Annotated in this window: 14 protein-coding genes; 9 read left to right on the forward strand and 5 right to left on the reverse strand. The window is 54.3% G+C overall.

Annotation, left to right across the window (positions count from 1 at the left end; genetic code table 11):
• Positions 1-18: 18 nt before the first annotated feature.
• Positions 19-1,419, reverse strand: coding sequence for a PLP-dependent aminotransferase family protein (locus ACIGCM_RS14025; RefSeq protein WP_397502673.1), 1,401 nt, complete (start codon positions 1,417-1,419; stop codon positions 19-21).
• Positions 1,420-1,507: 88 nt separating this feature from the next.
• Between ACIGCM_RS14025 and ACIGCM_RS14030 the strand changes: the two genes are divergently transcribed.
• The 4 genes from ACIGCM_RS14030 to ACIGCM_RS14045 all read left to right on the forward strand — a co-directional run bounded on the left by ACIGCM_RS14030 (position 1,508) and on the right by ACIGCM_RS14045 (position 3,887).
• Positions 1,508-1,954 carry a GNAT family N-acetyltransferase gene (locus ACIGCM_RS14030; protein WP_397502674.1) on the forward strand — a complete coding sequence of 149 codons (447 nt, stop codon included), beginning with the start codon at positions 1,508-1,510 and terminating at the stop codon, positions 1,952-1,954.
• Entirely contained in the window at positions 1,951-2,598 is a 648-nt protein-coding gene (locus tag ACIGCM_RS14035; protein WP_397502675.1) for an FMN-dependent NADH-azoreductase, read from the forward strand. Before ACIGCM_RS14030 ends, ACIGCM_RS14035 begins: the two co-directional genes overlap by 4 nt.
• Positions 2,595-3,026 (forward strand): carboxymuconolactone decarboxylase family protein, encoded by a 432-nt coding sequence (locus tag ACIGCM_RS14040; protein WP_397502676.1) that lies wholly within the window; start codon positions 2,595-2,597, stop codon positions 3,024-3,026. The genes ACIGCM_RS14035 and ACIGCM_RS14040 overlap by 4 nt, the downstream gene beginning before the upstream one ends.
• 144 nt (positions 3,027-3,170) lie before the next feature.
• The gene (locus tag ACIGCM_RS14045; protein WP_397502677.1) at positions 3,171-3,887 is read left to right on the forward strand and encodes a class I SAM-dependent methyltransferase; all 717 of its coding nucleotides are present in this window, start codon (positions 3,171-3,173) and stop codon (positions 3,885-3,887) included.
• A 26-nt stretch (positions 3,888-3,913) separates the two neighbouring features.
• Here ACIGCM_RS14045 and ACIGCM_RS14050 read toward each other — a convergent pair whose 3' ends face one another.
• On the reverse strand, positions 3,914-4,504 hold the full coding sequence (locus ACIGCM_RS14050; RefSeq protein WP_397502678.1) for a glutathione S-transferase family protein: 591 nt from the start codon (positions 4,502-4,504) through the stop codon (positions 3,914-3,916).
• Positions 4,504-4,929: a VOC family protein gene (locus ACIGCM_RS14055; protein WP_397502679.1), complete on the reverse strand. Its 426-nt coding sequence runs from the start codon at positions 4,927-4,929 to the stop codon at positions 4,504-4,506. The genes ACIGCM_RS14050 and ACIGCM_RS14055 overlap by 1 nt, the downstream gene beginning before the upstream one ends.
• A gap of 115 nt (positions 4,930-5,044) precedes the next feature.
• Here ACIGCM_RS14055 and ACIGCM_RS14060 point away from each other — a divergent pair, with 115 nt between their 5' ends.
• Positions 5,045-5,947: a LysR family transcriptional regulator gene (locus tag ACIGCM_RS14060; RefSeq protein WP_397502680.1), complete on the forward strand. Its 903-nt coding sequence runs from the start codon at positions 5,045-5,047 to the stop codon at positions 5,945-5,947.
• 40 nt (positions 5,948-5,987) lie between these two features.
• Here the strand turns inward: ACIGCM_RS14060 and ACIGCM_RS14065 are convergent, their stop codons facing one another.
• Positions 5,988-6,992: a DUF2860 family protein gene (locus tag ACIGCM_RS14065; protein WP_397502681.1), complete on the reverse strand. Its 1,005-nt coding sequence runs from the start codon at positions 6,990-6,992 to the stop codon at positions 5,988-5,990.
• A gap of 496 nt (positions 6,993-7,488) precedes the next feature.
• A complete protein-coding gene (locus ACIGCM_RS14070; protein WP_397502682.1) occupies positions 7,489-8,331 on the reverse strand; it encodes a cytochrome P460 family protein in 843 nt (280 codons plus the stop codon).
• Positions 8,332-8,871: 540 nt separating this feature from the next.
• Between ACIGCM_RS14070 and ACIGCM_RS14075 the strand changes: the two genes are divergently transcribed.
• Genes ACIGCM_RS14075 through ACIGCM_RS14090 form a run of 4 tightly spaced genes read left to right on the forward strand, consistent with a single transcriptional unit; the run spans position 8,872 to position 12,284 of the window.
• Positions 8,872-9,840, forward strand: a complete 969-nt coding sequence (locus tag ACIGCM_RS14075; protein WP_397502683.1) for an AAA family ATPase — start codon at positions 8,872-8,874, stop codon at positions 9,838-9,840.
• 14 nt (positions 9,841-9,854) lie between these two features.
• Positions 9,855-10,805 carry a DUF58 domain-containing protein gene (locus tag ACIGCM_RS14080; protein WP_397502684.1) on the forward strand — a complete coding sequence of 317 codons (951 nt, stop codon included), beginning with the start codon at positions 9,855-9,857 and terminating at the stop codon, positions 10,803-10,805.
• Positions 10,802-11,296, forward strand: a complete 495-nt coding sequence (locus ACIGCM_RS14085) for a DUF4381 domain-containing protein (protein WP_397502685.1) — start codon at positions 10,802-10,804, stop codon at positions 11,294-11,296. The genes ACIGCM_RS14080 and ACIGCM_RS14085 overlap by 4 nt, the downstream gene beginning before the upstream one ends.
• Entirely contained in the window at positions 11,283-12,284 is a 1,002-nt protein-coding gene (locus tag ACIGCM_RS14090; RefSeq protein WP_397502686.1) for a vWA domain-containing protein, read from the forward strand. The genes ACIGCM_RS14085 and ACIGCM_RS14090 overlap by 14 nt, the downstream gene beginning before the upstream one ends.

A 12,284-nucleotide genomic window follows, 5' to 3' on the forward strand; every position in this document is an offset into this window, starting at 1 on the left:
CCCTGTGGTCGCGTTCAATTAGATGACTTGAGCCAGTCGAAGCGCCACTTCCGAAGCATGCCTGGCACTGATGATGTTGGTGAAACCCATGACCAGACCCTGCTTGGGTTTGGCCTCCACATACCAATGTGACAGCGGTTCAATAGCAATGCCCTGCGCCCGGGCGCGCTGAGCAAGCAGGCGATCATCACCCTCGCCTAGCACCGCGACCAGATGCATCCCTCCCGCATGCGGATTGATCTGCAAGCGGTCGCCGAACTGCTGGCGCAATGCGTCGATCAACCACTGCCTGCGACGCGCATAAAGGCTGCGCATTTTCTTCAAATGCCGTGCAAAGTGGCCCTCACTGAGAAAGGCTGCCACAGTCGCCTGAAGCAGGTGCGGACAGTGGTTATGCAAGCGATCAGCTTGACGGGCAAATGCCTGACTCTGCTCAGCCGGCACCACCAGATAAGCCAAACGCAAGCCGGGAAACAGAACCTTACTGAAGGTTCCGGTATAAAGCACACGACCTTGCTGATCGAGACTCTTCAGGGCAGGTAAAGGCTTCCCTTGATAACGGTATTCACTGTCGTAATCATCCTCGATGACCCAGCTACCCGTGCGGCTGGCCCAGTCTAATAACGCTAACCGGCGGGCCAGTGATAACGACATCCCCAGCGGGCTTTGGTGAGTCGGTGTAACCACAGCAAAGCGTGCATCCGGGCACCGTGCAATACCTTGTGCAACGTCCAGCCCCTGGTCATCTACCGGTACCGGCACAAGCTCTGCACCACCCTCCTTCAAGGCTTCTCTCGCCATGAAATAGCCGGGATCCTCCAGCCAACACTTGTCACCTGAGCGCATCAATGTGTGGCTAATCAGGTCCAGGCAAGCGCGATAGCCTGCACAGACCAATACTTGATCCGGGTGGCAGTTAATCCCCCGCGAAATCCCCAGATAAGCAGCAATGGCCATCCGCAACGGTGCATAGCCGCGCGAGTCCGGGTAGACCAGGCCTTCGAGACCTGATTGGCGCAGTTGCCTGCCCGCCAGTCTCGTCCACACCTTGCGCGGAAACGCATCCAGTGCAGGAAGGCCCATCTGCAGTGCCAGGGGCAAACCTCCAGAATGTGTACCCTGATAGTCCATCGACGCCACCGATGCACGAGGTGCAGGTAAAGAAACCGTGGTCAATTGAGGGGTAACAACAGTCCCGGCGGCTCCCCGTGCGGTCAGGTAACCCTCACCAATGAGTAACTGGTAAGCGGCATCCACCGTTCCACGTGCCAAATTCAGCTCTGCCGCCAGCGCACGAACAGCCGGCACCCGATCCCCCGGACGCAGGCGACCGTCAGCAATCGACTCAAGAAAGCGCTGATAAAGTTGCCGGTAAATAGGTGCTGGCTGGCTGCGATCCAACTCAAACTGCACAATCATGGCCTAGTCATTTATGCATTTTTTGGATCTATAGATTAAGCCATCCTGACTCTAAAGTAAGTCATCTTTCTTGAGCAGGCTGACGAACATGCCATTCACCCTTGAACACCTCGAAAGCCACAACGCCTTTCTGGACAGTTTCGACCTGATGCGTGTCTTGCGCCCACAACTTGCAGATTCAGCCAGCTATGTCGCGCAACTGGTTCGGCAGAATCAACAAGGCTACCGTCTACTCGCTGCGCGTAATGGCGGGCAAATTGTCGGTTTGGCGGGTTACCGTGAGTTAGAGAACCTGCTCTACGGACGTTTCATCTACGTTGATGATCTTGTAGTCAGTCCGACTCTGCAGCGCAGCGGATTGGGCGGACGGCTACTGGATGCCGTTCGCGATGAAGCGGTACGCCTAGACTGTGATCACTTCGTGCTCGATACCGGATTGCATATGCCCTTGGCCCAGCGCTTTTATTTCCGCCAAGGGCTGCTGGCTCGCGGCATGCATTTCACTCAGGGTCTGCGCGAGGTCGGGCCTGTATGAAAAATGTTCTGTTGGTAAACGCCAGCCCCCATGGCCATGCTTCCCATGCACATCAGTTAGCACTGGAGTTAACCGCTTCCTTGCACCAACAATATCCGGGGCTTGAACTTATTGAGCGTGACCTGGGCGCAAATCCGCTGCCGCCCATTGGTAGCGACTACGCCCATGCGCTCACCACTGCTACGCCACTTGATTCACCGGTGTTCGAATCGTCCGAAGTGTTGATTCGCGAGATTGAACGCAGTGAGGCGCTGTTTATCGCCACGCCAATGCACAACTTCACCGTGCCCGCCGCTCTCAAGCTCTGGATCGATTATGTGTTGCGTATCCAGCGGACATTCAGTTCGAGCGCTAAAGGTAAGATCGGCCTGATCGAGGATCGCCCCGTCCATATAGTGGTTGGCTCCGGCGGATTTCACCGAGGCGAGCGCGCACGCCAACCGGATTTTCTAACGGTTTACCTGCGCCATGCACTGAACACACTCGGCCTTTTCGACCTGCAGTTCACCTACCTCCAAGGGTTAGTGCTCGGTGAAGAAGCCGTGCGCGCTACTCTCGAAGAGGCTCGCACCCTCCTGTCTCACGACCCCTTATTTGCCAACCTTGCTTGCCACCAATCACTTTCTACAGGTGTTAAATCATGAGCCAACTCAGACTGCCGTTTACCTCCCTATCACCTGCCGCTTACCAAGGCTTGCTCGCCACCAATACAGCACTGGCAAAGAGCCCGCTCGGTTTGCCACTGATTGAACTGGTATATTTGCGAATCTCGCAGATCAACGGCTGCGCTTACTGCCTGGGCACACATTCCCAGACCCTGCGCGAATGCGAGGTGCCGCAAGCCAAACTCGATTGTCTCGCTGGCTGGAAAATCAGCGAACTGTTTAACGATCGCGAACGCGCCGCCTTGGCATGGGCCGAGACCCTCACCTATATCAGTGAAAAAGGTGCGCCAGAGCCCTTGTACCTGGCATTGAAAGACCACTTCTCTGATGTCGAGATTTCTGACCTGACACTGGCAGTTTCCCTGATGAATGCCTTTAACCGGCTGGCAGTGGCCATGAACCTCTAGGTCACTACTGGACTGCAGCCACAACATGACAAGCTGTGGTAAACAGCGCTATGCATTCCACACAGGAATGCATGGCATAAAATTAATGAATTTTTATTATTCATATCGGTAGCGTAGTGTGATTCAAGGCCACGGAGACGCACCTTGAAATCATCCACAAGCAGCGCTGTTGAGAAATTTGATACTTCACGGGCTGATGAATACGGCAAACAGAGCCGAATTGCCTTGGCCGGGTATGACGCCTGCCACGATCTGGCGGCCTGCATGCTGGCTGCAAGTCTTGCCAGTATGGACTCGGCGAAAATACTGGTGGTTGGCGCTGGCGGTACGGCTCAGGAAATCATTTCGATGGCGAAGCTGGAGCCGAGTTGGCGCTTCACTGCTGTTGACCCCTCTGAGCCAATGCTGGCGGTCGCAACACAGGCGTTAACCGCCAATCGACTCCTTGATCGAACCGATGTGCACCTAGGTTCTGTTGAGACCCTAGCCGCTGATCAAGCTTTCGACGCGGCCACCTTAATTGGTGTGCTCCATCACGTGCCAGGCGATGACCCCAAACGAGCACTTCTGAAATCCATTCAGGCTCACTTAAAGCCGGGGGCGCCGCTGATCGTGGCAGGTAATCATTATGCCTATGCCAGCCAACCGTTATTGCTTGATGCATGGGGGCAACGCTGGCGGCAACAAGGGGCCAGTGCTGATGAAGTGAAGGTCAAGCTGGGCAAAATCCTGCAAGGGGCCGATCCTCCACACTCTGAGGCAGCGGTGCAAAAGCTGTTGCATGACGCCGGGTTCGGTGACGCCACCCGCTTCTTCAGCAGCCTCTTCTGGGGCGCATGGTTGACTCGCAAAACGCTTTAAACAGCCTTTGCTATGGAGGCGATTCCCTACTGAGGCTTGGCTAAGTAACCCGGTAATGCCTCTAGCCGCTTCATCCACCGTGCAATGTGGCTGTAGGGCGAAAGATCCACATCACCCTCATGGGCGAGAGCCACGTAAGGGTAGACGGCGCAATCGGCAATGGTCGGCCGTCCAATCGCCAGCCACTCCTTGTGCTCCAGGTGTTTATCCAGTTGCGAGAGGGTCAATGCCGACTTTTGCAGTGCTTGCAGGTGATCCAGTTCAGCGCCAAATTTCTTCACCAAGCGCGCCGCGCAAAGACTGTGATCAACCTCATTAGCCGCGAACGACAACCATTGCATAATTTCAGCCTGACCCTGGGCGTGCGCAGGCCACCACGCCAAGCCGCCGTATACCCCAGCGAGGTAAATCAAAATGGCTTGGGAATCGCGAACAACCTGCGATCCATCCTCAAGAATGGGCAACTGACCCAGTGGATTCAGGTCTACAAGCGGTGATGTTTTGTGCGCGCCGTTTATGAAGTCCACCGCAACCACTTCAAGCTCGATCTGAGCCAAAGACGCTAAAAGCCGGACTTTGTAGCAGTTACCGGACGCGTCTAAATCGTAGAGTTTCATTATTGATCTCCATTAATCAGTTGATTGAATTCAAGGACATTGCCATCGGGGTCGCGGATAAACAGCGCGACTCTTCTCGGACCTATCGGGTGCGGGCCTTCAGTAATCGTGATGCCCTGCTCATGCAGCCAAGTCTCAAGGGCTTGCAGGTCATCAACAACAAAGGCGGGATGCGTGAGCCCCGGTAACTTCAGGGGAGCGTCCAGTAGCGCGTTGTGTGCCTTGGGTTGACGGGCACCATTGAAGATCAGATTGATCCGCACACCGTCCGCGCTGAGCATCTCGTTGGCTTCATAAAGCGGGAAAGTGGCACTCTCTATAAACCCGAGCGCCTGATAAAAAGCGATGGCTCGGCTTTTATCGCTGACACGAATGCCGATGTGATCGTAGGCACAAATTCGTGCAGGGTTAGGGCTTAGGTTCATGCTGCGGCCGCCTTCAGAGAACAAGATCACTAAAGTTTCAGGGCAAACTGCACTTTCACCTATGGCGCGAACCTGACAATACTTATGCACTAATTGCACAAATCGGATGCTGGCAATGGACAGACTCAAGGCAATGGCCAATTTCGTTCGAATCGTCGACTGCGGCAGCTTGAGTTCAGCGGCCGATACCACAGGCCAGTCAGTGGCATCACTGGTGCGCTCACTGGCAGCATTGGAGCGCTACCTAGGGGTTCGTTTATTAAACCGCAACACGCGAAGCATGGCCCTGACTGATGAAGGCGCGCACTACCTTGACTGGAGCCGGCGCATGCTCGCCGACTTCGATGACATGGAACAGCGCCTGGACGCACAGGACGGCATTGTTCGCGGCCTGCTTCGCCTCACTGCGCCCGTAGAATTTGGCCAGCGTTTTATCGCGCCTTTGGTCAATCAGTTTCTCAATCAACACCGCGATATCAAGATCGAGCTGAGGCTCAATGATCAGGTGATCTCATTATTGGATGAGCGCCTTGATCTGGCGCTGCGCATTGGTCATTTACCTGACTCGGCCATGGTCGCCCGTCAGGTTGGCGCAACCCGGCTCATCACCTGCGCCAGCCCTGAATACCTTGCTCGCACGCCGTCTATCGACACGCCGGAAACGCTGCACGCGCATGCCTGCATCACACAAGCTTCACACGGCCGCCATTGGTACTTTCGCCATCAGGGCAAGGAGCTGATGCAGTCAGTCGCACCGCGGCTGGTGTGCGATCAAATCCGCGCCGCACGCCTGGCCTGTCAGCAGGGTGTTGGAATTACCCGATTGATGCATTATCAGGTGGCAGATGATCTGGCAGAGGGTCGACTCGTGAGGATACTCAGAGACTTCGAGCCTGTGGATTTACCCATTCAGCTGGTTTATCCCCATAGCCTGCAGCTCTCGCCGCGGGTGCGGGCTTTCGTTGAATGGGCCTGCCCACAGTTAGAGCAGCTGACACCCAATCCGGAGAGTCACTAGAAAACGCTGTTCTGGGTGTATCCAGAACAGCGGCCAAAGGTCAGAAGTTGTAAAGCATACCCAAGCTTAAGCTCTTGATGCTGGTGTCATAGAAGTCGACGTTGCTGTCTTCTTCGCCGTAGTTGGCCACGACACGGGCACGCCAGTTTTTCAGGCCGAACGGCTCTTTGTAGGTGGCCGCAAGCGAGATACCCATGCGGTCCAGATCAGTTTTTTTATCGTAGATCGGGTTGTCGTCATCGCTTTCCAGATGGCCCGCCGTCAAGTTGGTCACCAACTCCCAACGATCAAAACCGGTGTACGCGTAGTTCAACTCCAGCTGATAACCGTCCATGGCCATGGCATCGCCATCGAGGTCACGGTTGATGTAGCTCAGGGTCGGGATCACGATGTGATCAGTGCCGATCCCCCAGACATAACGCACATCGACTTTGTTTTCGTCGCCTTCACGGTCCAGCAAGTCACGCTGTGCTGGAGTCAGGCCCAATGCCTCACCGCTATTTTCGTCGTCGATGTCTATTTTGCGGTGGGTGAGGGTCACATCAAAGTCGGACTGAAAAATGTGTTCCCAAGCCACCCGCGCGCCGCTGCTGGTGCGGTCGGTTTCTTTGCGCTTGCCGTTGACCAAATAGGGGTCTTCCCAGACTTCAACCGGGGTCGAGGCCAAAAAGCTGGCGCTGAGGTTGCCCAACTGGCCAATGCCTTGGCGAACGCCGAGGGCAAGCGTGCCGTCTTGGGTCAGGAAGTCTTCAAGTTCAGTACCGCCGAAAAACTCGGTGCGGCTGCCTTGCAGTTTATAAGACAGGCCAAACGCCGGAAGGATTTTGCTAAAGCTCTTGCTGTCGGGCGAGCTGTTTAAAGAATCAATATGGCTGTCGCTGACATCGGTGCCGCCCAAGGTCGCAACCGTATTACTTTCCATGCGGTTAGTACTGGCGCCAAGATAGACATAACCACTAAAACCATCCTTCTTAGGTATACGGTCGAAGGCTTGCGCAGAACAAGCGACCGCCAAACCCAGCGTGGTAAGAATAAGTCTACGCATCTGTTACTCCTGTAAATGCACTCGGGTTTGAAAGGTCATCAATAAGGACAGATTCGGACAAACCAAATCCTGCGCCTAAGGAACCTCTGAAAAACTACTGCGCTAGGTATTACGGCGTTAAAAATCTGCTCAAAATGCTCATTTAGGACAACTAAACTGCGCTTTTTCGCATCTTTTTGCCTTGTACTCCCGTCGCTCGCTACCTTTTTCAGAGGATCCCTAACCGAAATAATCTTCCTTGCAACACTAGTCTATTTTTACAGAAGGCTCGGTATTTCATGCGTAAATAAATTTTCGAGCTGTAACAGCCTATCTGCGCACCACTGCTACCGAGAGCTGGTTGACAGCGAACGCCTGGCAAGAGACTGCCTATTGCGAACACTCACCGCAGCAACCGTTCGATAAGACTGTTCGGGGCAAAACAATGGAAGTAGAAGCGCGCTGTGAGCCATAGGCCGCCAGCGCGCAGAACAAGCTAGAACAAACGAAGCGCTATTTATTGCAGACCCAAGTGCAAATCACTGAACACATAGTCTTTGTCCGCAACCTTAGCCACATGGCAACCCGCACATTTTTCATACGGCTGTAGTTTGGATGTCTGCGGGTATGATTTTGCATCCTTGGCTGGGCCAAAGCTGAAGTATCCCCAGTTACCGGGTGCCTTGGGGAAACGTGCAGCGTCTTTGACCATGTAGGTAACGCCAAAGAAGTTATTTTGGAAAATGCCTTTACCATGCGTGGTCACGCAAACACCGGTGGTCTTGTCACAACTCACCATCTTTTGAGGCCATTTCTTGCCTTTGTTCTGCTCACACACACCCGTGGTTTTGTCGCAGGTATCTGAAAGGCTCGATTCGCTAAACTCTTTGACGAACTGAGTACCGTCCGGCCACTTGTGAGTGGCCTTGTATATTTCGAGTGCGGAAGTTTCAACATAGGTATTACCAAATTGAGCACCCTCTCGAGTGCCACCACCGAGAATGGTGTGGCTTCCTGGCGGAGTGACAAAGGTGCCGATGTGAGTCCAGCTACGATAACCTTGCGGAATATGAGCGGTGGCTGCATCGACAAAGTGTGCTTTAGCGCTTTCTTTGACGGTTTCCGCTGCCTGGGCAACGCTGCCAAGGGCGGTAAGCGATAGCGCAAGCAACACCCACTTAGGGAACCTCTGAAAAACTACTGCGCTAGGTATTACGGCGTTAAAAATCTGCTCAAAATGCTCATTTAGGACAACTAAACTGCGCTTTTTCGCATCTTTTTGCCTTGTACTCCCGTCGCTCGCTACCTTTTTCAGAGGATCCTTAGAGGTGCTACCAAATAGTTTGGCATTTCTAAACATATCAATTTCCCTATTAATTTTAATGTTTCGAACACGGCTGTGCTCAGGCTACCCACGGGGCTTGGAAGCAGACGGTTTAATAACACTGTGTTGCAGTAATAGTTTTTCGCGCCCTGTTTAAGGGTCAGTCAAAAGATACTGTGATCACGTTGGCCAAAACATTAGACCGTGCTGATTCAGGCGAAGACCCGAACGTTGATAATAGCCGACTTTTAGATAAAGCCCGTAGGAATTATCCTACACCCTGCGTTAACTCGAATTAGGGTATCTGAGTACCAACTGCCATTTGCCCTCAAATCAACATTGGCTTAGTGGGAGCCACTTGCGCACGAGATAAAATCTCAGGAACATGCACCAAGGGCTTTAGAACGGGGTATATTGGCGACACAGAGGTGAGGTTAAATTTCTTGCTGAAAGCCAGTTAACAGCTACATTTAATAAGCTGAAGTCCCATGCTTTAAGTTTGCCTACACCCGCCAGCTTCTACTGCTCAAGTAAGCATTCAGGAGAACAGGCTGAATCGTTGCGAAGGAAATATCCATGGAATGCAGAGAACAAGTTGTTAATTTAGAACGTTTCGTCAGCCAACGTGTACTTGGCCAGCAACAGACTATTAAATATGTAATCTTGGGACTATTGGCCAATGGCCATATCTTGCTGGAAAGTCTTCCAGGCCTCGCCAAAACTCGCACGGTCAAAGCACTTGCTGAGCACCTTGATGCCCAGATGAGCCGTATTCAATTCACCCCGGATCTGTTGCCGTCAGACATTACCGGCGGCGAAATCCTGCAACAGGTCGGCGGGCAAAACCTGATCAAGTTCCAGCCGGGGCCATTGTTTGGCAATGTCATACTTGCGGACGAAATCAACCGTGCGCCAGCAAAGGTCCAGGCAGCCCTGCTTGAAGCCATGGAAGAGCGGCAAATAACGGTCGCGGGTGAGACTCACCCGATGTCTAAGTTATTTATCGTCATGGCGACGCAAAACCCCATTGAGCAAGAAGGCACCTATCCATTGCCTGAAGCGCAAATGGATCGCTTTCTGATGAAACTGGTGATGGACTACCCCCACACCGAAGACGAGGCCGAGGTCTTGCGCATGTTGCGAGCCGAGGATCAGGCAAAAACCACCGAACAAGAAATGCGCTTGCCGCAGGACGTGATATTTGCCGCTCGCGAAGAAGTGGGCCGAGTGCATGTGTCTGAAGCGATCGACCGCTACCTGATTGATCTGGTCAACGCTACTCGCCACCCGGCCGATTATGATGCCGATCTGGCGCGCTGGATTCATATCGGTGCCAGCCCTCGCGGCGGCATCAGCCTGGACCGCGTGGCCAGAGCCCATGCGTGGTTGTCAGGCAATGACTTCGTTTCACCGGACGATGTTCGTGCAGTTATACATCCAGTATTGCGCCATCGCTTACTGCTCAGCTACGACGCTGTAGCCGATGGCGTAAACGCCGATCAAGTTCTTGATCGTTTGCTCGAGAAGGTGGCAGTTCCCGCCTGATTAGGAGCAATAGCATGCAGTCTTCCAACGTCACGGCTGACGGGTTCGTTTACGCATCACTGCCACAACTCATGGCCTATGAGCAGCGCGTGCGTGGCCTGAGTTTTATGGCGCGCCAGTCCATATCCAGTGTGCTGTCAGGCAATCACGCTTCACGAATGCGCGGGCGCGGTTTGAGTTTCGACGAGTTGCGCCACTACATGCCCGGCGATAATTTGCGCCACCTCGACTGGCGAGCGTCGCTGCGCTATGGCAAGCCCTTTGTCAGAAGCTTTACTGAGGAGCGCGATCGGCCGACCTTGATTCTGGTCGACCAACGCATGAGCATGTTTTTTGGCTCACAACGTAACTTCAAATCAGTCACGGCTGCCGAGTTGGCAGCAATCAGTGCCTGGATCGCCTTGCAAGCGGGTGATCGCGTGGGTGGATTAGTCTTTGGGGACGATCGCATCGAACACATTCGCCCGCTGCGCAGCCGTTCGCGGATCGAGGCCCTGTGCAGCAGCATCGTCCGGCAGAATCAGCAGCTGTCTGCCACCCAACCCGACAGCGAGCATGCCGATCAACTCGACCAAGCCCTGCGTAACTGCCTGAGCCTGGCCGGTCATGACCATTTGATCTGCATCATCAGCGACTTTGCTGCCACCAGCGAACGCACACTGCAACTGCTACGCGAACTCAAAGCCCACAATGATGTAATCGCCATGCAAGTCTATGACCCCATTGCCATGAACCTGCCCAGCACAGGCCGGTTGATGGTCACGCAAGGGGAATTGCAAGTTGAACTCCAGGTTGACCGTCGCCGGGTGAGCAAGCCTCTGGGCGACTTTCTCAGCGGACGATTGCGCCAAGTGGCAGAACTGCTCAGGCTCAGCCAAGTGCCCTTGATGATGTTCAATACGGGCGAAGACAGCCTCACACAATTGCGCCAGGAATTGGGCCGCCTTGCCGAGGTCGCGCGATGACGCCCCAAATTAGCCAGCTAAAGGAACTGGCCTTGCCTGTGCCTGAGTTTAGCTACTTCCCTCAGACTTGGGGTTGGCTCGCACTGCTGTTGGTGGTCTTGCTGGTTATCGCTGTGTGGGCCGTACTGCGCTGGCGACATCAGCGGCGTAACCGTTACCGCCGCGAAGCCTTACTTAGGCTCTCTCAATTGCAAGACGCCAGTCATGATCAGGCCCATCGTATACATGCTCTGCGTGAACTGCCTGAGCTGCTTAAACGCGTCGCGCTGTCCATGCCGGACTCACCGCAGGTTGCCAACTTGAGCGGCAATCACTGGCAGGATTTTTTGCAAAACACCAGCCCCACGCCCTTACCTGCCGACCTCAGCCAGCAATTGTCTGTGCTGGCGTATGCGCCCAAAGAGCAACTGAAAAACTTCCCGCAGGAACAGCTTGATAAGCTGTTTGCCACCTGCCGCCAGTGGATTGAGGCTCATCATGTGGCAGCTTGAATACCCTTGGCTGATGCTTTTGCTGCCATTGCCTTGGTTGGTCTGGCGCTACATGAGCGAATATCACGAAGCACGCAGCGCCGTACGGGTACCCTTTTTCGGAGCGATGAGCCATGCCGTTGGCCAAGAACCCGGACAGGCCAAAGTCGCTGGCGGACGCTGGCAATTGCTGGTCAACCCAGTGGTCTGGGCGCTTCTACTCTTTGCCTGCGCCCGCCCGGTTTATGTTGAAAAACCCATCGAACATAGCCAGCCAACCCGTGATTTGATGCTTGCCATCGACATTTCCCAATCGATGGAAACCCGTGACTACAGCAACGCTAATGGCGAACAAACTGATCGCCTCAGCGCGGTGAAAGATGCTGTGCGCGGCTTTATTGATGAACGCAAAGATGACCGAATCGGCTTAATCGTATTTGGCACCGGGGCCTACCCACAGGCACCGCTGACGTTGGATCATGCCAGCTTGCATATATTGCTCGATGAAGTGGGCATTGGCATGGCCGGCCCCAACACCGCGCTGGGCGATGCCATTGGCTTGACCATCAAGCTGCTCGATACCGCAAAAGAGCAGGACAAAGTGTTGATCCTGCTCACCGATGGCAACGACACCGGCAGCGCCATCACCCCCGATCATGCAGCCGAGCTGGCCGCCAGCAAGGGCATCGTTATACACACCATTGGCATTGGCGATCCGCAGGCCACAGGCGAATCGAAGGTTGACCTGCAGATGCTGGAAAATATCGCCGACATCACCCATGGCAGATTTTTTCGCGCCGATGACCGCACGGCGTTGAAGCAAGTTTATGACACACTCGACCGGATCACCCCACACAAGGTAAAGACCTTCAGCCATCAGCCCAAGCGCGACTTGTTCTGGTGGCCATTGGCCGCTGCACTTTTGTTACTGGCCATCAGTCAGTGCATAGCCGCCTTCTGGGTTCGTATAGCTTCGCCGCGCGCGCCTCAGTCACAACAGGAGGGTTGA

The sequence above is a fragment of the Pseudomonas sp. NPDC078700 genome (assembly GCF_044542375.1).
Taxonomy (GTDB): domain Bacteria; phylum Pseudomonadota; class Gammaproteobacteria; order Pseudomonadales; family Pseudomonadaceae; genus Aquipseudomonas.

Bases quoted from the DNA above. Each gene is read 5' to 3' on its own strand.
- ACIGCM_RS14025 (WP_397502673.1), bottom strand. From the start codon at position 1,419: ATGATTGTGCAGTTTGAGTTGGATCGCAGCCAGCCAGCACCTATTTAC.
- ACIGCM_RS14030 (WP_397502674.1), top strand. From the start codon at position 1,508: ATGCCATTCACCCTTGAACACCTCGAAAGCCACAACGCCTTTCTGGAC.
- ACIGCM_RS14035 (WP_397502675.1), top strand. From the start codon at position 1,951: ATGAAAAATGTTCTGTTGGTAAACGCCAGCCCCCATGGCCATGCTTCC.
- ACIGCM_RS14040 (WP_397502676.1), top strand. From the start codon at position 2,595: ATGAGCCAACTCAGACTGCCGTTTACCTCCCTATCACCTGCCGCTTAC.
- ACIGCM_RS14050 (WP_397502678.1), bottom strand. From the start codon at position 4,504: ATGAAACTCTACGATTTAGACGCGTCCGGTAACTGCTACAAAGTCCGG.
- ACIGCM_RS14055 (WP_397502679.1), bottom strand. From the start codon at position 4,929: ATGAACCTAAGCCCTAACCCTGCACGAATTTGTGCCTACGATCACATC.
- ACIGCM_RS14060 (WP_397502680.1), top strand. From the start codon at position 5,045: ATGGACAGACTCAAGGCAATGGCCAATTTCGTTCGAATCGTCGACTGC.
- ACIGCM_RS14065 (WP_397502681.1), bottom strand. From the start codon at position 6,992: ATGCGTAGACTTATTCTTACCACGCTGGGTTTGGCGGTCGCTTGTTCT.
- ACIGCM_RS14070 (WP_397502682.1), bottom strand. From the start codon at position 8,331: ATGTTTAGAAATGCCAAACTATTTGGTAGCACCTCTAAGGATCCTCTG.
- ACIGCM_RS14075 (WP_397502683.1), top strand. From the start codon at position 8,872: ATGGAATGCAGAGAACAAGTTGTTAATTTAGAACGTTTCGTCAGCCAA.
- ACIGCM_RS14080 (WP_397502684.1), top strand. From the start codon at position 9,855: ATGCAGTCTTCCAACGTCACGGCTGACGGGTTCGTTTACGCATCACTG.
- ACIGCM_RS14085 (WP_397502685.1), top strand. From the start codon at position 10,802: ATGACGCCCCAAATTAGCCAGCTAAAGGAACTGGCCTTGCCTGTGCCT.
- ACIGCM_RS14090 (WP_397502686.1), top strand. From the start codon at position 11,283: ATGTGGCAGCTTGAATACCCTTGGCTGATGCTTTTGCTGCCATTGCCT.